Origin of the sequence: Streptomyces sp. CA-243310, assembly GCF_050936775.1 — a bacterium.
Lineage (GTDB): Bacteria > Actinomycetota > Actinomycetes > Streptomycetales > Streptomycetaceae > Streptomyces.
In genome coordinates, this window is the sequence record NZ_JBNJMF010000002.1 from 2,838,700 (window position 1) to 2,860,439 (window position 21,740).

18 protein-coding genes and 1 other RNA gene are annotated in these 21,740 nt (G+C 73.4%); 5 read left to right on the plus strand and 14 right to left on the minus strand.

Annotation, left to right across the window (positions count from 1 at the left end; all coding sequences use genetic code 11):
- Window positions 1-41: 41 nt before the first annotated feature.
- The 5 genes from ACQEVM_RS30420 to ACQEVM_RS30440 form a co-directional block, all read right to left on the minus strand.
- Window positions 42-611: a CGNR zinc finger domain-containing protein gene (locus ACQEVM_RS30420; protein ID WP_433085481.1), complete on the minus strand. Its 570-nt coding sequence runs from the start codon at window positions 609-611 to the stop codon at window positions 42-44.
- A gap of 63 nt (window positions 612-674) precedes the next feature.
- Complete coding sequence (locus tag ACQEVM_RS30425) at window positions 675-1,214, minus strand: GNAT family N-acetyltransferase (protein WP_433084271.1); 540 nt, start codon at window positions 1,212-1,214, stop codon at window positions 675-677.
- A gap of 57 nt (window positions 1,215-1,271) precedes the next feature.
- Entirely contained in the window at window positions 1,272-2,414 is a 1,143-nt protein-coding gene (locus ACQEVM_RS30430) for a uroporphyrinogen-III synthase (protein ID WP_433084273.1), read from the minus strand.
- Window positions 2,415-2,519: 105 nt separating this feature from the next.
- A complete protein-coding gene (locus tag ACQEVM_RS30435) occupies window positions 2,520-3,890 on the minus strand; it encodes a nitrate/nitrite transporter (RefSeq protein WP_433084275.1) in 1,371 nt (456 codons plus the stop codon).
- A gap of 97 nt (window positions 3,891-3,987) precedes the next feature.
- Window positions 3,988-4,953 (minus strand): LysR family transcriptional regulator, encoded by a 966-nt coding sequence (locus tag ACQEVM_RS30440; protein ID WP_433084277.1) that lies wholly within the window; start codon window positions 4,951-4,953, stop codon window positions 3,988-3,990.
- An 84-nt stretch (window positions 4,954-5,037) separates the two neighbouring features.
- On the opposite strand from ACQEVM_RS30440, the gene ACQEVM_RS30445 reads away from it, so the two are divergent.
- On the plus strand, window positions 5,038-6,297 hold the full coding sequence (locus ACQEVM_RS30445; protein ID WP_433084279.1) for an MFS transporter: 1,260 nt from the start codon (window positions 5,038-5,040) through the stop codon (window positions 6,295-6,297).
- Between the two features lie 7 nt (window positions 6,298-6,304).
- On the opposite strand, the gene ACQEVM_RS30450 is transcribed toward ACQEVM_RS30445, so the two are convergent.
- Complete coding sequence (locus ACQEVM_RS30450; protein WP_433084281.1) at window positions 6,305-6,919, minus strand: TetR/AcrR family transcriptional regulator; 615 nt, start codon at window positions 6,917-6,919, stop codon at window positions 6,305-6,307.
- Between the two features lie 152 nt (window positions 6,920-7,071).
- Here ACQEVM_RS30450 and ACQEVM_RS30455 point away from each other — a divergent pair, with 152 nt between their 5' ends.
- Entirely contained in the window at window positions 7,072-7,809 is a 738-nt protein-coding gene (locus ACQEVM_RS30455; RefSeq protein ID WP_433084283.1) for an SDR family oxidoreductase, read from the plus strand.
- A gap of 125 nt (window positions 7,810-7,934) precedes the next feature.
- Here ACQEVM_RS30455 and ssrA read toward each other — a convergent pair.
- The 5 genes from ssrA to ftsE all read right to left on the minus strand — a co-directional run bounded on the left by ssrA (window position 7,935) and on the right by ftsE (window position 11,888).
- Window positions 7,935-8,323: a transfer-messenger RNA gene (gene ssrA, locus ACQEVM_RS30460) on the minus strand.
- A gap of 84 nt (window positions 8,324-8,407) precedes the next feature.
- Window positions 8,408-8,893: an SsrA-binding protein SmpB gene (gene smpB / locus ACQEVM_RS30465; protein WP_053679392.1), complete on the minus strand. Its 486-nt coding sequence runs from the start codon at window positions 8,891-8,893 to the stop codon at window positions 8,408-8,410.
- An 18-nt stretch (window positions 8,894-8,911) separates the two neighbouring features.
- Window positions 8,912-10,099, minus strand: a complete 1,188-nt coding sequence (locus tag ACQEVM_RS30470) for a S41 family peptidase (RefSeq protein ID WP_433084285.1) — start codon at window positions 10,097-10,099, stop codon at window positions 8,912-8,914.
- 67 nt (window positions 10,100-10,166) lie between these two features.
- The gene (gene ftsX / locus ACQEVM_RS30475; RefSeq protein ID WP_433084287.1) at window positions 10,167-11,189 is read right to left on the minus strand and encodes a permease-like cell division protein FtsX; all 1,023 of its coding nucleotides are present in this window, start codon (window positions 11,187-11,189) and stop codon (window positions 10,167-10,169) included.
- A 9-nt stretch (window positions 11,190-11,198) separates the two neighbouring features.
- A complete protein-coding gene (gene ftsE / locus ACQEVM_RS30480) occupies window positions 11,199-11,888 on the minus strand; it encodes a cell division ATP-binding protein FtsE (RefSeq protein WP_433084289.1) in 690 nt (229 codons plus the stop codon).
- Window positions 11,889-12,110: 222 nt separating this feature from the next.
- On the opposite strand from ftsE, the gene ACQEVM_RS30485 reads away from it, so the two are divergent.
- Entirely contained in the window at window positions 12,111-12,299 is a 189-nt protein-coding gene (locus tag ACQEVM_RS30485; protein WP_433084291.1) for a hypothetical protein, read from the plus strand.
- Window positions 12,300-12,457: 158 nt separating this feature from the next.
- Here the strand turns inward: ACQEVM_RS30485 and prfB are convergent, their stop codons facing one another.
- A complete protein-coding gene (gene prfB, locus ACQEVM_RS30490) occupies window positions 12,458-13,567 on the minus strand; it encodes a peptide chain release factor 2 (RefSeq protein ID WP_329444863.1) in 1,110 nt (369 codons plus the stop codon).
- Between the two features lie 314 nt (window positions 13,568-13,881).
- Between prfB and ACQEVM_RS30495 the strand changes: the two genes are divergently transcribed.
- A complete protein-coding gene (locus ACQEVM_RS30495) occupies window positions 13,882-14,931 on the plus strand; it encodes an isopenicillin N synthase family dioxygenase (RefSeq protein WP_433084294.1) in 1,050 nt (349 codons plus the stop codon).
- Between the two features lie 97 nt (window positions 14,932-15,028).
- On the opposite strand, the gene ACQEVM_RS30500 is transcribed toward ACQEVM_RS30495, so the two are convergent.
- Window positions 15,029-16,279 (minus strand): serine/threonine-protein kinase, encoded by a 1,251-nt coding sequence (locus ACQEVM_RS30500; RefSeq protein WP_433084296.1) that lies wholly within the window; start codon window positions 16,277-16,279, stop codon window positions 15,029-15,031.
- Between the two features lie 181 nt (window positions 16,280-16,460).
- Window positions 16,461-18,221 carry a serine/threonine-protein kinase gene (locus ACQEVM_RS30505; RefSeq protein ID WP_433084298.1) on the minus strand — a complete coding sequence of 587 codons (1,761 nt, stop codon included), beginning with the start codon at window positions 18,219-18,221 and terminating at the stop codon, window positions 16,461-16,463.
- Window positions 18,222-18,676: 455 nt separating this feature from the next.
- Here ACQEVM_RS30505 and ACQEVM_RS30510 point away from each other — a divergent pair, with 455 nt between their 5' ends.
- A complete protein-coding gene (locus ACQEVM_RS30510) occupies window positions 18,677-21,661 on the plus strand; it encodes an FHA domain-containing protein (protein WP_433084300.1) in 2,985 nt (994 codons plus the stop codon).
- Window positions 21,662-21,740: the final 79 nt, after the last annotated feature.

Below are 21,740 nucleotides of genomic sequence, written 5' to 3' on the forward strand. Positions count from 1 at the left end.
GAGGGCGGCGAAGACCGGCCGGCGGACGGCCGGCGGACCGCTCAGGCGGATCCGGCGGCGAGCACCCGCCGCCGGTGCCGGGCGACGCGTTCGCGGTTCCCGCACAACTCGCTGGAGCACCAGCGGCGCCGGTGGCCCCGCGAGGTGTCGAGGTAGACCCGGGCGCAGCCCTCGCCCTCGCAGGCCCGCAGCAGCGCCCGGTCTCCGGGGTCGGTCAGCAGTTCGACGGCGTCGCGGGCCACCGCCGCCAGCAGCCCCGGGCACTCCACTCCCCCGCACAACTCCCGTACGAGTCGGCCCTCCTGGTCCCGAACGGCACACAGTCCCGGGGGTGGACCGGCGGCCGCCGCGTTGACCCGGGCGAGCGCCCCCTCGTCGGGCCCGGCGCCGGCCAGTTCGGCCCGTACGAGGCTCTCCACGTCGGCGCGCAAGGCCCGGAAGGCCTCCACCCAGTCGGGCCCCAGCCGGCCCAGCGGCGTCCGGTCGGGCACCAGCCCGGCCCCGACGAGCCACAGGCGCAGCTCGTCGCCGTCGAGGATTCCCTCGGCGTGCCGAGGGGCGTCGAAGGTGGCCAGCAGGTCCAGGCAGACCCTCCCGGAGTCGAACCACATACCGGTCACCGCCTCGGTTGCCGTGGGCCGCCTCCCCAGAGTGCCCGCACACCGCCGAAGCGGCTAGAGGGCGGGCGGCTCGTCGTGCAGGATCCGTTGGAAGAGACGGTGGTCGCGCCAGGCTCCGTCGATGTGGAGGAACCGGGGGGCGAGGCCGTACTGCTCGAAGCCGGTCTTCGCCAACACCCGCTGCGAGGCCAGGTTGTCGACGAGCGTGCCCGCCTCGACCCGGTGCAGGCCCAGCTCGTCGCGGGCGATCCGGCAGACCTCCTCGACGGCGGCGGTGGCCAGTCCCTTCCCGGCCCAGGCCTCGTCGATCCAGTAGCCGACGCCGCCGCTGCGCAGCGGCCCGAGGGCGATGGAGCCGAGGTTGATCCCGCCGACGGGGACGTCCCCGGCGACGAGGACCAACGGCACGGTGCGTCCGCCGTCCCGCTCCGCGAGCAGGCCGGCGATCCGGTCGCGCTGGCCGGCCTCGGTGTAGAACCGCTCGTCGCGGTACGGCTCGAAGGGCGCCATGTAGGTGCGGTTGCGCCGCAGTACGTCGGCCAGGCCGGCGGCGTCCTCGATCCGGACGCCCCGCATCTGCACTCCGTCACTCATCACGACGGCACGCTAACCCGGACCCTCCCGCCCCCGACACCCCCCGGCCGGTTCCCCTCATCCCGCCGGAGACGCACCGCAGTCGCCGGCCGCGTCCAGGGACAGCCGGTACCCGCGCTTGACCACCGTCTGGATCAGCCTCGGCGCCCCCAACGCCACCCGCAATCGGGCCATCGCCGTCTCCACGGCGTGTTCGTCCCGCCCGGCGCCCGGCAGTGCCCGCAGCAGGTCCGCCCGGCCCACGACCCACCCCGGCCGTCGGACCAGCGCCCCGAGGAGGGCCATCCCGGCCGGCGGCACCGGCCGCAGTTCGGCGTCGACCAGCACCGCGTGGCCGCGGATCTCCAGGCGGTGCCCGGCGACCGGCAGCACCCGGGCCCGCGCCGGCAGTTCCTGGCAGAGCACTTGGACCAGCGGCCCCAGCCGGAAGCGTTCCGGCTGTACCGTGACCACCCCCTCGGCCTGGAGCGGGAGCGCGGTCACCGGCCCCACGCACGCCGAGAGAACGTCGCCGCGCAGCCCCGCGAGGACCGCCTCGCGCATCCCCAGGTGGTCCGCGCGGGACAGCATCGAGACGACGGCCGGCGCCGAGGTGAAGGCGACGGCGTCCAGGCCGCCGGCGGCCACCGCGTCCAGCAGCCGGTCGAGCGGCGCCGGGTCCCGGGGCGGCATCCAGCGGTAGACGGGCACCACCACGACCTCGGCGCCGCCCGCCCGCAGGGACTCGACGAAGCCGGGCAGCGGTTCGCCGTGCAGCTGGAGGGCGATGCGGCGTCCTGCCACCCCCTGGGCGAGCAGCCGGTCCAGTACCTCGGCGAGGGACTCGGAGGCGGGCGACCAGGCCTCCACCAGCCCGGCGGCCCGTACGGCGCCCTTCACCTTCGGCCCGCGCGCGAGCAGTTCGGCGGACCGCAGCCGGTCGAGGAGTTCCTCGCCGATCCCCCATCCGTCGGCGGCCTCGATCCAGCCGCGGAATCCGATGGCGGTGGTGGCCACCACCGCGTCCGGTGTGCGGTGGATCAGTTCCTTGGTGGCGGCGAGGAGTTCCCCGTCGTCGGCGAGCGGAACGATCCGCAGGGCGGGTGCGTGCAGCACGCAGGCCCCGCGCCGGCGCAGCAGGGCGATCAGGTCGTCGGCCCGCCGGGCGGCGGTGACCCCGACGGTGAAGCCGGCGAGCGGGCCGGTGTCCGAAGCGTCCATGGTGGTGTCCTGCCTTGCCCGAGAGGTGCGCGCGTAACGGTGCCGAGCCTGCCAAGTCGCCGTGTCAGGCTCGGTTCCGTCGTATTTCGTCGCCGTTAACCAGCGTTACACCGAGGTGAGCTGCGGTTTCGCCGGTGCCTGCGGTCCGGTGACGGGTGTGGCGGTCGGGCGGCGAAGGTATACCGCCCAGGTCACCGCGCAGCACACCGCGTAGAAGCCGAGGAAGGTCACGAAGGCGGCCGTGCCGGACCCGGAGCGGGCGAACGCCTCCCGGAACACCAGGTTGATGCCGAGGCCTCCGAGGGCCCCCACGGCGCCGATCAGCCCCATCGCGGCCCCGGACAACCGCCGTCCGCGGGCGGCGGCCTCCTCGGCGCCCAGGCCCTGTGCCAGGGCCTTCGCCTGGAAGATGCCGGGGATCATCTTGTACGTGGAGCCGTTGCCGAGGCCGCTCAGCGCGAACAGCGCCACGAAGCCCACCAGGAACACCGGGAGCGACTCCCGTACGGAGGCCAGGATCACCACCGAGGTCGCGAGCGCCATCGCCACGAAGGCGGCCAGGGTGATGCGGGCGCCGCCGAGCCGGTCGGCGAGCGCCCCGCCCACCGGTCGGACGAGGGAGCCGAGCAGCGGCCCGATGAAGGTCAGCGAGGCGGCCTGGAGCGGGGTGCGCCCGAACTGGGTCTGGAGCACCAGCCCGAAGGCGAAGCCGTAGCCGATGAAGGAGCCGAAGGAGCCGATGTACAGGAAGGCCATGATCCACGTGTGCGGGTCCCGGGCCGCGTCGCGGACGGCGCCCACGTCGCTGCGCACCGGCGCCAGGTTGTCCATGCGTACGAAGGCCAGCGCGGCGGCGATCACGATCAGCGGGACGTAGACCGCGAGCAGCAGCCGGGGGTGGCCGGCGCCCGCGGTCCCGATGACGAGCAGGGCCGCGAGCTGCACGACGGGCACGCCGATGTTGCCGCCGCCCGCGTTCAGTCCGAGCGCCCAGCCCTTCTTCCGCAGCGGGAAGAACGCGTTGATGTTGGTCATGGAGGAGGCGAAGTTGCCCCCGCCCACGCCGGTCAGGGCGGCGACGGCGAGGAAGGTGCCGTAGGAGGTGCCGGGCTCCATGACGACGAGGGCGGCCACGGTCGGCGCGAGCAGCAGCAGGGCGCTGATCACGGTCCAGTTGCGACCGCCGAACCGGGCGACGGCGAAGGTGTAGGGGATCCGGACGAGGGCGCCGACGGCCGTGGCGGTGGCGATGAGGAAGAACTTCCCGGCCGGGTCGATTCCGTACGCGGGGCCCATGAAGAGCACCATCACGGACCACAGCGACCAGACGGAGAACCCGATGTGCTCGGAGAGCACCGAGTAGAGGAGGTTGCGTCGGGCCACCCGCTCCCCGGTCTGCCGCCAGAAGACCTCGTCCTCGGGATCCCACCGCTCGATCCAGCGGCCCCCCTTGCGCGGTGCGGTCGTACCGGTCATCACACGCCTCCACAGCTGTCGCGTCCGTGATGACGACCGTAGGAAGCGCGCGTTTCGGCCCGGGTCCCCGCCCGATGACCGGGGGGATACCTTGCACTCACCCGGCGTCGGGGCCGCCTGTGAGCGCCGCCGGCAGCAGGCTCCCGGCCGGTACCTCCAGCCACCCCCGCTCGGCGGCCAGTTCGGCGGCCGCCCGCAGGAGGGCGTCCAGGCCCGGGTGTCGCAGCCCCTTGCGCCACACCATCGACAGCGGGGACAGCGGGACGGGCGCGACCAGCGGGCGTTTCGCGCTGCCGGGCATGTCGGCGAAGTCCACCGTGACCAGGACCGGGTTGCGGGTCTTGGCCATCACCCGGCCGAACTCCTCCTTGCCGACGGCGACCGGCGCGGGCGGCGCCAACGCGATCCCGCGGCCCTCGAACAGTTCCCGTGCCAGCCGGGTCCACTCCACGGTCCGCGGGTTGCCGGCCCCCGCGTACACGCTCTCCCCGGCCAGGGCCGCCAGCGGCACCCGGTCGAGCTCCGCCAGCGGGTGCCCGTCGGGCAGCAGCACGGCGAGCGGCTCGTACCGGACGAGGGTGTGGGCGAGGCGGGCGCGCGACGCCGGTTCCAGGCCGTGCGCGTAGCCGAAGGACACGTCGAGGCGGCCCGCCGCGATCTCCGCCGCGGCATGGGTCAGCCCGCTCTCGAAGCGGGCCATCAGCTCGCAGCCGGGGGCCAGCGCGCGGGCCCGGTCCAGCACGCTGCGCCCGGAGCTGGGGCCGTCGGTGTTCAGGTCCACGAGCAGGGGCCCGGGTTCCGCGAAGGCGGCGGCCAGTTCGGTGTGGGCGGCCAGCACCTTGTGCGCGAGCGGCAGCAGCCGCTGCCCGTCGGCGGTCAGTTCCACGGCGCGGGTCGTGCGGGTGAACAGCGCCGTGCCCAGGGCCTCCTCCAGCCGGCGGACGTCCCTGCTGAGGGCCTGCTGGGCGACGTACAGGCGGGCGGCGGCGCGGGAGAAGTGCAGTTCCTCGGCCACGGCCACGAAGCCGCGCAGCAGGCGGGGGTCCACATCACGGGAGTTCACCCCCGGACACTAACAACGGAAAGCGGTGAATCGGCCGTGAACAGGTGTTGGACCCGGCCGGGGACCGGCCCGCAGCCTTGAGCCATGCCCGCCCCGACCCTGATGACCGTCACCGGCTCCACCCTCGTCCTGACCGGCCCGCCGCCCCCGCGCCCGCGCACCCGCACGCCCCGGGGCGGCCCCTACCGCCGCCTCTTCGCCCGACCCGGCACCCGCGCCTTCACCGCCGGGAACCTCATCGCCCGGCTGCCCATGGGCATGTTCGGGATCAGCGCGGTGATGATGATCGCCGGCCAGCGCGGCTCGTACGCCCTCGCCGGCGCGGTCACCGCCACCGGCCTGGCCGCCGCCGCGCTCGTCGCGCCGTGGACCGCCCGGCTCGTCGACCGCTTCGGACAGGCCCGCGTCGCCGTCCCCGCCACCCTGATCGCGGTCCTCGGCTCGCTCTGCCTGATCGCGTGCGTCCGTACGCAAGCCCCGACCTGGACCCTGTTCGCCTCGTACGCGGCGACGGCCACCACCCCCAACATCGGCGGCATGTCCCGGGCCCGCTGGACCCTGCTGCTGCGCGACGCCCCGGCCGACCACCACACGGCGATGTCCTTCGAGCAGGCCGCCGACGAACTCTGCTACCTGCTCGGGCCGGTCGCCGCCGCGTCGCTGTGCACGCTCGTCTTCCCGGAGGCAGGGACCCTCACCGCCGCGTCCCTGCTCCTCGTCGGCATGCTGGTCTTCACCGCGCAACGCGCCACCGAGCCGCCGCCCACCGGGGTCCGGCCGGCCCCCTCCTCGTCACCGCTGCCCGCCCTGCTGCCGCTCCTCGGCCTCTTCGCCGCCACCGGTGCGATCTTCGGCTCGATGGAGGTCACCTCGATCGCCCACCTCGACGCCCACGGCCTCGGCGCCGCCGCGGGACCCGTCCTCGCCCTCCAGGCCGCCGGCTCCTGCGCCGCCGGGCTCCTCTACGGCACCCGGCGCCCCCGCGGCCTGCGCGTCTGCCTGGTCGCCCTGTGCGCGGCGATGGCCCTGCCCTGGGCGGCGGCGGCCGGCGGTTCGCTCGTCCCGCTGGCCCTGGCCCTGCTCCTGGCGGGCGCGGCCACGGCCCCGACGATGGTGACGGCGATGTCCGAGGTCCACCGCCGCACGCCCGAGGGACGCCTCAACGAGGGCATGACCCTCGCCGTCACCGCGATCCTCGCGGGCATCGCCGCGGGCTCCGCCGCGGCCGGCGCCGTCGTCGAACACCTCGGCACCACCTCCGCCTACGCCCTGCCGGCCGCGGCGGCCCTGACCGCGCTCCTGCTGGGCCTCACCTCCCGCGCAGCCGGTGCCCGTACCGGGTGACGCGGCCTCAGCGGCGGACCGTGAGGCCGTCCAGGGTGAGGTCGAGCAGCCGCTCGGCCTGCTCGCGGTGCTCGGCGCCCGCCGAGGTGAGGGCGATGCCTTCGAGGGCGGCGGCGACGTCGGCCGGCCCGATGTCGGTACGGATCACCCCGGCGGCCACACACGCGTCCAAGAGCGAGGCGACGGCGCCCCGGATCATCTCCCGGCTGTGGCCGTAGGGGTTGCCCCCGGTCGCGGCGATGGCGCGCAGCGCGTCGATCATCCCGTACTTGGCGGTGACGTAGTCGAGGAAGAGCCGGGTCCACGCGCGCAGGGCCTCGGCGGGCGACTCCCGCGCGAGCAGCGCGGGGGCCGCGTCGCACAGTTGGGCCACCTCGTTGCGGTAGACCGCCTCGACCAGGACCTCCCGGGTGGGGAAGTTGCGGTACAGCGTCGCGCTGCCCACACCCGCCTCCTTGGCGATGTGTTCCATCCGCGCGTCCAGCCCCTGCGTGGTGAACACGCGCACGGCGGCGGTGAGGATCCGCTCCCTGTTGCGCCGCGCGTCGGCCCGCAACGGGGGCGCGTCGGCCCGCAACGGGGGCGCGTCGGCCCGTGACGGTCGGTCCGCTCCGTCGGTCATCAGCGCTCGCCGTCCCCTCTCGCGCCCTTCCCGGGCGTCTTCGACTTGCCAAGTGGGGAGTCCCCCACTTAGCTTGAAGCAAGTGGGGACATCCCCACTTGCACTGTAGGTCACCACGCCCACCGGCGCGCACCCACGTAAGGAAGCTGATCATGTCGGGTATTCGAGACAAGGTCGTCGCGATCACGGGCGCCGGCAGCGGCATCGGCGAGGCGACCGCGATCCACCTCGCCGAGAGGGGCGCCCGGCTCGTGCTCGGCGGTCGCCGGAAGGACCGGCTGACCGCGGTCGTCGAGCGCATCACCGCCAACGGCGGCAGCGCCGTCGGCGTGGTCGTCGACGTCACGCGCCGCGAGGACCTGGGGCGGCTGACGGACACGGCCGTCGACCGGTTCGGGCGGCTCGACGTCCTCGTCTCCAACGCGGGCACGATGGCCGTCTCGCCGTTCGACGACCTGCGCCAGGACGACTGGGACGCCATGGTCTCCACCCACGTCACGGGGCTGCTCAACGGCATCGGGGCGGCCCTGCCCGTCTTCCGCCGACAGCGCTCGGGCCAGTTCGTCAACGTCGGCTCCACCGCGGCCCACGTCGTCAAGTCGCCCCAGGCCGTCTACGCGGCCACCAAGACGGCGGTGAAGGTGCTCACCGAGGGGCTGCGCCAGGAGGCGGGCCCCGACCTGCGCGTGACCCTCGTCTCGCCCGGCTTCACCCACACCGAGGGCATCGGCAAGGGGGCCGGCGCCGAGGTCGCGGCGGCGATGATCCGGCAGCGCGACGAGATCGCCATGCCGCCCTCGGCCGTCGCCTCCGCCATCGGCTACGCGATCGAGCAGCCCGACGGCATCGACATCGGCGAGATCGTCGTCCGCCCCACCGCGCAGGCCTGACCCGATCCGGCCCTCGCACGGGCCCCGCCCGGATCCCCGCCGGACCCTCGCACGGACCAGACCCCGACCCCCGGGCATGACAAAGGCCCCGCAGCCGAAGCTGCGGGGCCTTTGCCCACATGGGGTGGTGGAGATGGCGGGAATCGAACCCGCGTCCAACGGTGCAGAAGCAGGGCTTCTCCGAGCGCATTCCGCTGCGCTTTTCTCAGCCCCGGAGATCACACGGACAAGTCTCCGACGGGCTCAGTCACTGTTTGATTTCCCTCAAACCCCCGTGACCGGGGCTAGAGGTTTAGATCCCTAGTTGACGCCAGGATCCGGACCGGGACCACTTCCGGGCTGACGCTCCTCACAGAGGCTTCAGCTCACTGTTATTAGGCAGCGAGGGTGAAGCGGGAGTTATCGCTCTTGGAGTTGGCGATTATTGTTTGCGACATATGGTTTACGAGATCATTGCCGCTTCCTCGGCTCGCTTCCCCTACATCGACATCCGCTGTCGAAACCGATCATCCCCATGTTTTTTTATCAAGTGACCCCACCCGCGAGCGGGAGGCGCTGACGCCATCGTACGCGAAGTGGACCTCGGGATGCCAGGTGATTAAACCGTGCCCCGCTGCTTGCGTCGGACGGCCGCCACGGCGCGGTTCGTCTCACGGGTGTCCTGCTTCTCCCGCAGGGTCTGTCGCTTGTCGTACTCCTTCTTGCCCTTGGCCAGCGCGATCTCGACCTTCGCGCGGCCGTCCTTGAAGTACAGGGACAGGGGCACGATCGTGTGACCCGACTCCGACGACTTCGAGTCCAGCTTGTCGATCTCCTCCCGGTGCATCAGGAGCTTGCGCTTGCGCCGCGAGCTGTGGTTGGTCCACGTGCCCTGGCTGTACTCCGGCACGTGCACGTTGTACAGCCAGGCCTCGTTGCCCTCCATCGACACGAAGCCGTCCACCAGCGACGCCCGACCCTGACGCAGGGACTTGACCTCGGTACCCGTGAGCACGAGACCGCACTCGTAGGTGTCGAGGATCGTGTAGTCGTGCCGCGCCTTCTTGTTCTGGGCGATCAGCTTGCGCCCTTTTTCCTTAGCCATAGTGCGGTCATTTTCGCACTACGGACCCACCCGAAGGCCACCCAATACCTTGCGGGCCCGCTCCTCGGTCCCCGCGGCCGCCGACAGGTCCGGGTCGATGCCGCTGCCGTCGAGGCTGCGGCCCGCCGGCGTGCGGTACGTGCCGACCGTCAGCTCCGCCACCGAACCGTCCGGAAGCTCCGTCGGCATCTGCACCGAGCCCTTGCCGAAGGTGCGGCTGCCGACCGTCACCGCGCGGCCCCGGTCCTGGAGGGCGCCCGCGAGCAGTTCGGCCGCGCTCATCGTGCCGCCGTCGACCAGCGCCACCAGCGGCCGTGCGGTGTCCCCGCCCGGCTGCGCGTACAGGGCCCGCTCGGAGCCCCGTACGTCGTACGTCGCCACCAGGCCGCCGTCGAGGAACGCGGAGGCCGCGGTCACCGCCTCGGCGACCAGCCCGCCCGGGTTCCCGCGCAGGTCCAGCATCAGGCCGGCGCCCGGCGGGGCCGCGCGGACGGCGTCCCGCACCCGCTCCCCCGAACCCCGGGTGAACGAGGCGACCTTGATGACGGTGACACCGTCCGCGAGGCGGCGTACCGTCACCGGCTCGACGCGCAGTTGCTGCCGGCGGACGGTCTCGGTGAAGTCGGCGCCGGCCCGGCTGAGGCCCAGCACGACCGGGGTGCCGGCCTCGCCGCGCAGGAGGGCCACCACGTCGGCGACCGATCGGCCCGTGACACCCCCGCCGTCCACGCTCAGCAGCCGGTCGCCGGCCCGCAGCCCGGCCCGGGAGGCGGGGCTGCCGGGCTGGACCCGGTCCACCTCGATCCGGCCGTCGGCGCGGCGCTCGGCCCAGAGCCCGACACCGGTCCAGCGGCCGTCCAGGTCCTCGGCGAAGGCCGCGTACTCGTTCTGGTCGTAGACCATGCCCCAGCGGTCGCCGCTGCGGCTCACGACGTCCTGGGCGGCCTTCTTGCCGGACTTGCCCTCGGCCGCGGCCTCCGCGGCGGCGCGGGCGACGGCGTCCCGGTCGGCGGTGCCCGCCGCGGGCGCGCCCGCGGCCTTGCCGTGCGTACGGACCACCAGAACGCCCGCCGTGTCCACGGCGTCGGCCCGGTCCCAGCAGCCGGTGCCCGCTGCGGTACCGACGGCCGCGAGGAAAGCCAACGTCAAAGCGGCCCCGCGACGCAGGTCGCGGGGCCGGCGACAGAGAGGGGGTGGGCCCGGCATGGCGCCGAGTCTAGGACAAGCCCCGCGGCGGCACGGTGGGTTGACCGGACCGCACACGGGGCGCTTGTCACACCTTCAGGTACTTGCGCAACGCGATGAACGCCGCCAAGGAGGGCATCAACAGCCCGATGGCGAGCACCAGCGGCAGCTTGGTGAGGACGGAGTCCCAGCCGATGAAGTTGATCAACTCCAGCTTGTCGCGGAGCGTCACGCCGTGGTCGATCACGAAGTACTGGCCGGCGCCGAGCATCCCGCAGGCCAGCACGGCGCCGATGAGGCCGGCGACGGCCGCCTCCATGATGAACGGCACCTGGATGTAGAAGCTGGACGCGCCCACCAGCCGCATGATGCCGGTTTCCCGCCGACGGCTGAACGCGGAGACGCGCACCGTGTTGACGATCAGCAGCAACGCCACGATCAGCATGATCAACATGATGCCGAGCGCGGCCCAGTTGAGGGAGCCGAGCAGGCTGAAGAGGCTCTCGACCTCACGGTTCTGGTCCTGGACCGACTGAACGCCCTCACGCCCCGAGAAGGCGCTGGTGATGACCCCGTACTGTTCCGGGTTCTTCAGCTTGACCCGGAAGGAGTCGGGCATCTGGTCCGGGGTGACGACCGAGGCCAGCGCGGTATCCCCGTACCGCTCCTTGTAGTGCTTGAACGCCTCGTCGGACGACTCGTACACGACGTTCTGGACGAGGTCGATCTTCTTCAGATCGGTCTCGATCTGCTTCTTCTGCTCGTCGGTGACCGCGCCCTTCTCACAGGGCTGCTTGACCCGCTCCGGCCCGGCGTTGCCCTTGGCAGGGGCGGGCTTGTTCGCGTCGGGCTTCGCCGGGTCCGCGGCGGGCGTCTCGGCGGCCCTGGCGGCGTCGGTGGCGTCCTTGGCGTCGCTCTTGTTGCAGAGGTAGACCGTGACGTTGACCTTGCCGTACCAGTACCCCTTCATCGCGCTGACCTGGTCACGCATGAGCAGGGAGCCACCGAACAGGGCCAGCGACAGGGCCACGGAGATGATGACCGCGAAGGTCATGGTGAGATTGCGACGGAGACCGACGCCGATCTCCGACATGACGAACTGGGCGCGCATGGCGTCCTTTCAGTGCTGGTAGCCGTAGACGCCGCGCGACTGGTCGCGCACGAGACGGCCCTGTTCGAGTTCGATGACGCGCTTGCGCATCTGGTCCACGATCTGCTGGTCGTGCGTCGCCATGATCACGGTGGTGCCGGTCCGGTTGATCCGGTCCAGCAGCTTCATGATGCCGACGGAGGTCTGCGGGTCGAGGTTGCCGGTCGGCTCGTCCGCGATCAGCAGGGCGGGGCGGTTGACGAAGGCGCGGGCGATGGCCACGCGCTGCTGCTCGCCGCCGGAGAGCTCGCCGGGCATCCGGCCCTCCTTGCCCCCCAGTCCCACCAGCTCCAGGACCTGCGGAACGGCCTTGCGGATCTCGCCGCGCGGCTTGCCGATGACCTCCTGCGCGAAGGCGACGTTCTCGGCCACCGTCTTGTTGGGGAGGAGCCGGAAGTCCTGGAAGACGGTCCCCAGCTGGCGCCGCATGTGCGGGACCTTCCAGTTGGAGAGCTTGGCGAGGTCCTTGCCCAGGACGTGGACCTGGCCGTGGCTCGCCCGCTCCTCGCGCAGCACCAGCCGCAGGAACGTGGACTTGCCGGAGCCGGAGGAGCCGACCAGGAAGACGAACTCGCCCTTCGCGATGTCCAGCGAGACATCTCTGAGTGCGGGGCGGCTCTGCTTCGGGTAGGACTTGGAGACACTGTCGAATCGGATCACGGGTGCACCACGGTCGCCGGGAGTAGGTGAGCGTGACCATACGCGAACGGGCGCGAGGTGTGGACCCGGCATCCGGACTTGCCCGATATGTCCCGCGTACCGGGGTGGCCCGCTCGCGATGGCCCGGACGGGCCGCGCCGAATGTCGTGGAAGCCGGCACAGTGGTAGGGGGAACGGACCCGTCCCCCTTGCCGTTGTACCAGGGGACGAGAGGAGGAGCGCATGACATATGACCGGCTCGTGTGCGCGAACTGCGCAGCACCCGTCAACCAGGGACGCTGCCCTGTGTGCCGGGCGAACCGGGAGCGCCTCCAGCAGGAGAGCCCCTTCGCCGGCCTGAATCCCATGGCGCTCATCGCGCTTCTGGTGGTGCTGGTGGCAGCTCTGGCGCTGGTGGCCCAGAGCGCGTAGGACCAGACCGCGTGGTCCCGAGCGCGCAGTTCTTCCGTCGCGTCCCGATCGCACGTACGTGGAAGGGCCCGGACACCTTGGGGTGCCCGGGCCCTTCCACGTTCACACATACCGGCCGTCGAGGGTCCGGCGCTCTCCGGCGCGCCCCCGAGCCCGTCTTAAGCGGTCTGTTCCTGCTGCTTGCGCCAGCGGATCCCGGCCTCCAGGAAGCCGTCGATCTCGCCGTCGAGCACCGCCTGCGGGTTGCCGACCTCGAACTCCGTCCGCAGGTCCTTGACCATCTGGTACGGGTGCAGGACGTAGGAGCGCATCTGGTTGCCCCAGGAGCTTCCACCGTCCTTGAGGGCGTCCATCTTGTCCTTCTCCTCCTGGCGGCGCCGCTCCAGCAGCTTGGCCTGGAGCACGTTCATCGCGCTGGCCTTGTTCTGGATCTGCGAGCGCTCGTTCTGGCAGGAGACCACGATGCCGGTCGGGAGGTGCGTGATGCGCACGGCCGAGTCGGTCGTGTTGACGCCCTGGCCGCCGGGGCCGGAGGCGCGGTACACGTCGACGCGCAGCTCGGCCTCGTCGATCTCGACGTGGTCGCTGGTCTCGACGACCGGAAGCACCTCGACGCCCGCGAAGGAGGTCTGGCGGCGGCCCTGGTTGTCGAAGGGCGAGATCCGGACGAGGCGGTGGGTGCCCTGCTCGACGGAGAGGGTTCCGTAGGCGTACGGGGCCTTGACGACGAAGGTGGTCGACTTGATGCCGGCCTCCTCCGCGTAGGAGGTCTCGTAGATCTCGGTCGGGTAGCCGTGGCGCTCGGCCCAGCGCAGGTACATGCGCTGGAGGCGCTCGGCGAAGTCGGAGGCGTCGACGCCGCCGGCCTCGGCGCGGATGTTGACCAGGGCCTCGCGCTCGGCGTACTCGCCGGAGAGCAGGGTCCGGACCTCCATCTCGTCCAGCGCCTTGCGCACGGAGACCAGCTCGGTCTCCGCCTCGGCGAGGGTGTCCGCGTCGTCCATCTCCTGGGCGAGCTCGAAGAGCACGGAGAGGTCGTCGATGCGGCCACGGAGGGTCTCGGTCTTGCGGACCTCGGCCTGGAGGTGCGAAAGCTTGCTCGTGATCTTCTGGGCGGCTTCCGGGTCGTCCCACAGGGACGGCGCGGCGGCCTGCTCCTCGAGCACGGCGATATCTGCCCTCAGCTTGTCGAGGTCCAGGACGGCCTCGATCGACCCCATGGTCGAGGAGAGGGACTTCAGCTCTTCGGAAACATCGACGACTGCCACGGGTCCAGCGTAGCCGGTCGCGGGACGGCACTCTCCGGCCAGGCCGGCTCGGCCCGTACGGATATGCGCTCGCACGGGCGTACGCTCAGCATATGACCGTCCCCCTCGTGAAGCGCCGCCATGTGGACCACATGCGTGTCACCACCACGAGCTGTCTGCCGCCGGACCTCGCACGAGCCTGATCCACCCCGATCCGACTTCGGTCCTGTACGCGGACACCCGGCCCCGGCGCCACCCCTGCCGACGGCCCGTCCCACCCGCTGCCCCGCCATCTCAGGGGAACAGGACCCCGTGACATCCGAAACGGAGCCGTCATGCCGTCCGCGCACCCTTCCTCCTCCTCCCGTGCCGACTCTGGCACCACCTCCCTCACGACCTCCCTCGCCGTCATCGACCTGTCCCGGGCCGACGACCCCGCCGAGCGCGAGGACTTCCTGCGGCAGCTGCACGCGGCCGCCCGGGACACCGGTTTCCTGTATCTGACAGGGCACGGGATCAGCGCGTCGGAAACCGCCCGCATCCTCGACCTGACCAGAGCCTTCTTCGCGCTCCCGGAGGCCGATCGGCTGGCCGTGAGCAACCTCAACTCCCCGCACTTCCGCGGCTACACCCGGATCGGGCACGAGCTGACCGGCGGCGCCTCCGACTGGCGGGACCAGTTGGACGTGGGCGCCGAGCGGCCGGCGCCGGCGGTCGGCCCGGACGACCCGGCCTTCCTGTGGCTGGAGGGCCCGAACCAGTGGCCGGCGGCCCTGCCGGAACTCCGCACGACCGTCCTGGACTGGCAGTCCCGCCTCGCCGCGGTGGCGCACCGCCTGCTGCGGGAGCTGCTGACCTCGATCGGCGCCCCCGCGGACTTCTTCGACGCGGCCTTCGCCGACCGACCCCACCTGCACACGAAGCTGATCCGCTATCCCGGGTCCGCCCCGACCGGCGCGGACCAGGGCGTGGGCGCGCACAAGGACTACGGCTTCCTGACGCTGCTGCTCCAGGACTCGGTGGGCGGGCTGCAGGTCGTGCGGGACGGGCGCTACGTCGACATCCCGCCGATCCCGGGGGCCTTCGTGGTCAACCTGGGCGAGCTGCTGGAGATAGCGACGGAGGGCTACCTGCGGGCCACCGACCACCGGGTGGTGAGCCCGCCGGGGGCGCAGGAGCGCTTCTCGGTGCCGTTCTTCTACAACCCGCGGCTGGACGCGGTGGTGGAGACCGTCCCCGGCGCGTACCTGAGCGAGGCGCCGGGCGTGGCCCACGACGCGTCGAACCCGCTGCACGCCGAGTACGGCCGCAACGAGCTGAAGGGGTGGGTACGGGCCCACCCGACCGTGGCCCGACGCTGGCACCCGGAGCTGGTCTCGGCGTAGCCGTGCGCGGGCCGCGGTGCGGCCGGGTCCGGCGGACGACGCGTGCCGACCCGGCCCGCCCGCGTCCGGGGCCCGGCCGGCCCGGTCGTGGGCCCCGCTACGGGACCGCCGTGCCCGACTGCCTGGTGTCCTGCGGTGCGGGGGCGGCGTCCCCGTCGGACACGGCGAGCCAGGTGCCCAGCCCGACCGCCGCCACCAGGGCCACCGCCGAGGCGGACAGCACGAGCCGGCGCTTGCGGACCGTCTCGGCCCGGTGCCGGGCGGAGCCGGGCCGGTGGCCGCCCGCGGGGCGCGGGACGCGGGCGGTGCCCAGCGCGCCCCCGGCCAGCTCGTCCGGGCCGGGCACCCGCATCGAGGTGTGCGTGTCCCGGTTGGAGTCCGTCGCCGAGCCGGGGACCAGCGGCACCACGCCCCGCCGTCGTACCGGGTCCGCGGACTTCTCCTCGGTCTGTTCCGGTTCCGTGTCGGCCTCGTCCGGCTCGTCCACGTCCAGGGGCGGGATGCCGGCCAGCATCGGCAGCAGGTCCCGCAGCCGGGTCGAGAGTTCCGAGGCCCGCAGCCGCGAGGCCGGCGCCTTGGCGAGGCACTGCACCATGAGCTGCCACAGCTCTTCCGGGATGCCGGGCAGCGGTACGACGGTCTCGGTCACGTGTCGGCGCAGCACCGCCCCGGGGTGCCCGCCGCCGAACGGAGTGAACCCCGCGAGCAGCTCGTACAGCACCGTGGCCAGTGCGTAGATGTCGACGGCCGCGCGCGGCGGCAGGCCCTCCACGATCTCGGGGGCCAGGTAGTCGGGCGTGCCGATGATCCGGGTGGTGGGCGCCGAGGCGCGGCCTCCGGTGCTGCGGCGCGGCGAGTCGATCAGCTTCGCGACGCCGAAGTCGGTCAGCAGCGCCGGGTGGGCGCCTCCGGGGCCGAGCGGGCCCTGCATGTCGAGCAGGACGTTCTCCGGCTTGACGTCGCGGTGCACGACGCCCGCCGCGTGCGCCGCCGCCAGCGCGTCAGCGACGTCGGCGACGATGGCCACGGCCGACTCGGGGGCGAGCCGTCGTTCGCGGTCGAGCCGCGTCCGCAGGTCCGTGCCGCGGACGAGGTCCATGACGAGGGCGAGGTCGTTGCCGTCGACGACGAGGTCGCGGACGGACACGACGTGGGGGTGTTCCAGGCCGAGCAGCGCGCTGCGCTCCTGGACGAACCGTCCGACCAGCTCCTGGTCGGACGCGAGGTCCTCGCGCAGCAGTTTGACGGCGACGGGGCCTTCCGGCCCCTCGCCCAGCCACACCGTGCCCGCGCTGCCGCGCCCAAGGATCTGGTGCGCGGTGTACCGGCTGCCGATCTTCCGTGCCACGACTGCTCCCTCAGCGGCTGGCCTACGCACCAAAGCTACGCGGCCGGGTGGGCGTTGAACGCCCCGCATCGCGGCGACCTTCACTTCTGCGGGCGAAATCACGTCCCAGAAGTCGACAAATCCACGAAGTCGGTGCCGCGGGGGTGTCCCGAACGCCTCCTGGTGGACCGTCAGCAGGCCGTCAGGGGGTGGATCCGCCGGAGCCGCCGGCGGAGTCGCCGATGGTGGTGACCCAGTCGACCGCGTCCGAGCCCCACGTCCACACCTGGTCCCACCAGCCGCGTCCGGTGCCGACCCACTCCTGGAGCGGGGTGAGTTCCCAGACCAGCCAGCCCGCCACGAAGAACAGCAGGATCATGACGACGCAGCCCTTGAGGCAGCCCAGGCCGGGGATCCGGACCGGGTTGGCACTGCGGCGACGCGGCTCGCGGGGTTCACGCGGGGCCTGCTGCCGGGGCGGCGGACCCTGGGGCCGGGTGGGCTGCTGGTACTGCGGCTGCTGCTGGGGCGGCTGCTGGTACTGCGGCTGGTGGGCCGGCTGGTGCTGCTGCGGCTGCTGGTACTGCTGCGGCGGCGGGCCCTGACGGTACGGCTGCTGCTGCGGCGGCTGCTGGTACTGGGGCTGATGCGCGGGCGGCTGCCGGTACTGCTGCGGCGGCGGGCCCTGGTGGTACGGCTGCTGTTGGGGTCGCTGCTGGGGCGGCGGGGGCGCCTGGCGCTGCGGGCGGCGGCGCAGCGGGTCCTCGCTCGGGTCGAGGTACTGCATCTGCGTCTGCTCGTTGCGGTCGCGGGCGGCCCGCATCTGCGACTGCCAGGGGTGCACCCCGTCCTGTACGGGCGGCATGACGGACGTCGGGTCCGCACCGCCCGCCCCGGTGGCGGGCAGCACGGAGGTGGCGTCGGCCGCGCCGACCGGCGGCAGGACGCTGGTCATGCCGTTCGGGTCGTATCCGCCCATCGGGGAGCCGGCGCCGCCGGGGAGCGCCTGGGTGGCGTCCGCGACGCCGGGGGTCGCGGGGACCGGGGCGGGCGAGGGGTCGGGGGCCAGCAGCGCGGCGACGCCGAGCGCGGCCTCCACCTCGGCGGGCGAGGAGTGCACTCCGATGCCGGAGGCGACCACGCGCAGACCGCGCGCCAGGCTCTCGGCGCTCGGGCGTTCACCGGGCTCCTTGCGCAGGCAGCGCTCTATGACCGTCCAGAGCGGCTCGGGCAGGTTCGCGGGGCGCTGCGGGTCCTCGCTGAGGTGGCGGTGGAGCACTTCGAGTGCGGTGCCGCCGGCGAACGGCGGGCGGCCGGTGACCAGCTCGTAGAGCAGGATGCCGGCGCCGTAGATGTCGACGGCGGAGGTCTGGGGGCGGCCCTCGGCGGACTCGGGGGCCACGTAGGAGGGGGTGCCGACGAACTCGTGGGTGCGGGTCAGGCCCGGGGAGTCGGCGAGGCGCGCGATGCCGAAGTCGGTGAGCATCGGCTTCATCTGGCCGCCGCGTTCGTCCAGCAGGACGTTGGCGGGCTTCAGGTCCCGGTGGACCACGCCGTCGGCGTGGCTGGCGGCGAGCGCGTCCGCGATCTGGGCGGTCAGCAGGCTCGCGGCGACGGGGCTGAAGGGGCCGTTCTCGCGGAGGTAGCGGTGCAGGTCCGGGCCGTCGATCAGGTCCATGACCAGGGCCAGCAGGTCGCCCTCGACGACGAGGTCGCGCGTGCGGACGATGTTGGGGTGGGTCAGGCGCAGCAGGACGGAGCGTTCGCGAAGGAAGCGCATCACGATGTCCGGGTCCTGGGCCAGCTCCTCCTTGAGGACCTTGATGGCCACGGTCTCGCCGGGCTGCCCGGCGACGGCGGCCTCCGCACCGGCGGTCTCCCGCTGGCGGGCGCGCCAGACGGTGCCCGTGGCGCCGCGCCCGAGCGGCTCCTCGAGCAGGTATTTGCTGCCGACTGGCCGCACGTCTCGCGCTCCCCTGCTGTCGTCTGACTGTCGTCTGGTTTCGGCTGTTTCCGCCGTGGGTTTTCCGGCCCACTCTAGGGGGTGTCCCGGATGAAGACGCCGGGCATCGAAGGTTGGTTGCCGTACATATGTACGAAGAGTGAGTTTTACCGGGTATGCCGGAGGCGATTTTGCTTGGCTTTCGTCGACTCGCTTGTCCGTATGTGAGCGACGAGTGGTTCGGGTCACGATCGATCAAGATCATTTGTTGCCGGGTGCCGGGCGTGTTGTCCGCGACAGGTGCGAGGATGCACCCGTACGGAACGGCGGGGACGGGAGCCCCTCCTTCCGGCATACCTGACCGGACGACGCGTCCGTGCCGGGTGGGGGGTCATCGGGCCGGCACGTCCCGCCGTTCCCCTGCCGGGCGCACGCACCGTGCACTGCGCACCGCGCAGAAGGGACCGCTGACGGCGATGCAGATCCGGCTGACCGTCCTCGGGTCGCGCAGCGGCCACCAGACCTCCGGCGCGCCCGTCGGCTGCGACGTGCTCGTCACCGCGCCCCTCGGGACCGCGCTGGCCGCCGTCGCCTCCGGCCTCGCGGCGACCGTGGGCGGACCCGACACCGGGGGCACCGTCGTGCTGTACGCCGGTACGGAGCGGCTCGACCTCCAGCGGCGGATCCTGGGCGAGCCCCCCCTGGTGGACGGGGCCGTCCTGGTCCTGCACGCGCCCGCTCCGGACGGGTTGCCCGCGCTGCCCGAGGACGGACCGGCCGCCCCCCAGCTCCACGTGGTCGCCGGTCCGGACGCGGGCGGGGTGCACCTGCTGCACCCCGGGGCGGTACGGATCGGACGCTCGGCCGACGCGGACGTGCCGCTGGACGACCCCGACGTGTCGCGGCTGCACTGCGCGGTGACGGTGATGTCGGACGGGCGGGTGGCCGTCGCCGACCTCGGCTCCACGAACGGCACGACCCTGGACGGCGCCCCCGTCGGAGGGCGGACGGTGCCACTGGTGCCAGGAGCATTGCTGCGGATCGGCGAATCGACCCTCCGGCTGGCGGCCCGGGGCACGGCGCCGGCGCTGCCCGTGGTGCCGGACCTGGAGGGTCACCTGTCCCTGCCGGGAACCTCGGGCGTCGCGGGCGGTCCCGGCACCGGGACCGACGCCGGGATCGGGATCGGCCCCGACGGCGCGGGCCCGGACGGTGTGAGCACTCCGTACGCGGGGGCGCGGACGCCGGCCCGCCACCCGGACCACCACCCGGCCCCGTTCCCCGGCCCCGGGCACACACCCGATCTCCCCGACTCCGACTCCGACGCGACCGGCGGTGGGCAGGGCGCCACCCCCGCGTTCGAACCCCGGCGGCGCGGGATCGGGGCGTGGGCGCGCAAGTGGGTGCGGGGCGAGGACATCGCCGAGCCGGCCGCCGAGGCCGAGCCGGCGCCGACCGCGCGCCCCTCCGCCGACGACCCCGCCACCCTGCTCCTCGCCGCCCTCGGGCCCACGGGGCGGCTCTGGTCCCGCCCGCCGGGCGCCCTCGACGTCGGTCTCGGCGCCGGCAGCCGGGTCGAACTCCGCGAGGCCGGGGCGCTGGGAATCGCCGGTCCGCGGGCCCGCCTCACCGGCGTGGCCCGGTCCGTGATCGCCCAACTCGCCGGACTGCACGCGCCGGGCCGGCTGGAGATCGTGCTGGTCTGCGCGGGTCGCGGCCGGGGCCTCCAGGAGCGGCGCGCCGACTGGGGCTGGCTCGGCTGGCTCCCGCACGTGCGCCCCGCCCACGGCCAGGACTGCCGGCTGCTCCTCGCGTTCGACCGCGATCAGGCCGTCGCCCGCGCCGGCGAGCTGACCCGCCGGCTCGACGAGAGTCCGCTCGGCGCCGGTTGGGCGACCGCCGGGCCGGACGCGGTGCGCCGGGTCGCGAGCACGTACGAGGGCCCGTACACGCTCCTCGTCCTGGACGGCGACCCCGGCGCGGGGCCGCTGCGCGACGTCACCGGACGTCTGGCCTCGCACGGGCCCGCCGCCGGAATCCATGTACTGGCCCTCGCGGAGGCACCGGCCGCGACGCCGGCGAGCCCGGTCTCCGACACGTACGAGACGGCCTGCTCGGGCTCCCCCGCGTTCCGGGACTGCGGGGCGGTCGCCCTGCTCAGCGGTGATGTCGCCACCGCCGTACGGACCTTCGCGGTCGTCGGCGGCAGACCCGTCCCGCCCGGCACGACCGCCGTGGCCGACGCCGTGTCCGCGGCGTGGGCGGAGCGGTTCGCCCGCGCCCTCGCCCCGTTGCGCGCGGAGTCCACGGCCACCGAGGCCCAGCGGCCGGCGACCGCCTCGTTGCCGCAGACGGCGCGGCTCCTGGACGAGCTGGGTCTGGCGCGGGCCACCCCGGCGTCCCTGATGGCCCGGTGGGCGGCCGGCACGGAGCAGGGCCAGGGTGTCGGCGGGCTCGCCGAGGTGGTGCTCGGTACCGGCCGGCGCGGTGCGGTCGGGGCCGAGCTGGTCCACGACGGCCCCCACCTGTTGATCGAGGGGCCCGCCGGCAGCGGCCGGACCGAGCTGCTGCGCTCGGTGGCCGCCTCCCTCGCCGCCGCGGCCCGCCCCGACCGGCTGGGGCTCGTCCTGCTCGACGGCGCCGGCGGCGAGCGGGGTGACGGGCTGCTGCCCTGCACCGAGTTGCCGCACGTCTCGGCGCATCTCGTGGCCTCGGACCCACTGCGGATGCGGGAGTTCGCGCAGGCGCTGGGCGCCGAGCTGAAGCGCCGGCACGAGTTGTTGGACGGGGTGCCGTTCAGCGAGTGGCACGCCCGGCGGGAGGTGTCCGACCGGATGGTCGCGCCCCGCCGGCCCACTCCCGGCGAGCTGAGCGGCGACCTCGACTCGCAGCGTTCGGGGACCCTGCGGCTGCGTTCCGCCGCCGCCCGTACCGATCCGGTGTCCGGTCCGGGGCCGCTGCCCCGACTGGTGCTGCTGGTCGACGACTTCGACGCGCTGGTCGCGCCGGGACTCGGCAGCACGGGGCGTCCCGCCGCCGGTTCGGTGGTCCGGATCCTGGAGGGGGTGGCCCGCGAGGGTGCCCGGCTCGGGGTGCACCTGGTCGCCACCACCGCCCGCCCGGACCGCACGGCCGACACCGAACTGTCCCGCCTCGCCCGGCTGCGGGTCGAGCTGGACGCCCCGGACCAGCCCGGTCCCGGACGCGGTGTGCTCCGGTACGCGGACGGTCGGGTGGTTCCGTTCCAGGGCGGCCGGGTCACCGGTCGGATCCCGCGGACGGCGACGTCGAGGCCGACCGTGGTCCCGGTGGAGTGGGAGCGTATGGGTGATCCGCCGGCCCGGCGCCCGGTCCGCGAGCTGGGCAACGGGCCCACCGACCTGGCGCTGTTGGCCAGCGCCCTGGAGCGGGCGTCGCGCCTGGTCTCGGCGACGCCGGTGCGGTTCCCGGCCGCCCCGTAGGCACCCGTCCGCCCCGCCGGCACCGCGCGCGGCGGGCCCTTCCGGCCGCCGGCGCACGCCGGTTCCCGGCCCTCGCACG

What these genes read in the sequence shown, in the direction of transcription:
- ACQEVM_RS30455 (WP_433084283.1), top strand. Translation starts at nt 7,072, where the DNA reads ATGTCGGGTATTCGAGACAAGGTCGTCGCGATCACGGGCGCCGGCAGC.
- ACQEVM_RS30485 (WP_433084291.1), top strand. Translation starts at nt 12,111, where the DNA reads ATGACATATGACCGGCTCGTGTGCGCGAACTGCGCAGCACCCGTCAAC.
- ACQEVM_RS30425 (WP_433084271.1), bottom strand. Translation starts at nt 1,214, where the DNA reads ATGAGTGACGGAGTGCAGATGCGGGGCGTCCGGATCGAGGACGCCGCC.
- ACQEVM_RS30420 (WP_433085481.1), bottom strand. Translation starts at nt 611, where the DNA reads ATGTGGTTCGACTCCGGGAGGGTCTGCCTGGACCTGCTGGCCACCTTC.
- ACQEVM_RS30495 (WP_433084294.1), top strand. Translation starts at nt 13,882, where the DNA reads ATGCCGTCCGCGCACCCTTCCTCCTCCTCCCGTGCCGACTCTGGCACC.
- ACQEVM_RS30430 (WP_433084273.1), bottom strand. Translation starts at nt 2,414, where the DNA reads ATGGACGCTTCGGACACCGGCCCGCTCGCCGGCTTCACCGTCGGGGTC.
- ACQEVM_RS30450 (WP_433084281.1), bottom strand. Translation starts at nt 6,919, where the DNA reads ATGACCGACGGAGCGGACCGACCGTCACGGGCCGACGCGCCCCCGTTG.
- ACQEVM_RS30510 (WP_433084300.1), top strand. Translation starts at nt 18,677, where the DNA reads ATGCAGATCCGGCTGACCGTCCTCGGGTCGCGCAGCGGCCACCAGACC.
- ACQEVM_RS30445 (WP_433084279.1), top strand. Translation starts at nt 5,038, where the DNA reads ATGCCCGCCCCGACCCTGATGACCGTCACCGGCTCCACCCTCGTCCTG.
- ftsX (WP_433084287.1), bottom strand. Translation starts at nt 11,189, where the DNA reads ATGCGCGCCCAGTTCGTCATGTCGGAGATCGGCGTCGGTCTCCGTCGC.
- smpB (WP_053679392.1), bottom strand. Translation starts at nt 8,893, where the DNA reads ATGGCTAAGGAAAAAGGGCGCAAGCTGATCGCCCAGAACAAGAAGGCG.
- ACQEVM_RS30435 (WP_433084275.1), bottom strand. Translation starts at nt 3,890, where the DNA reads ATGACCGGTACGACCGCACCGCGCAAGGGGGGCCGCTGGATCGAGCGG.
- ACQEVM_RS30470 (WP_433084285.1), bottom strand. Translation starts at nt 10,099, where the DNA reads ATGCCGGGCCCACCCCCTCTCTGTCGCCGGCCCCGCGACCTGCGTCGC.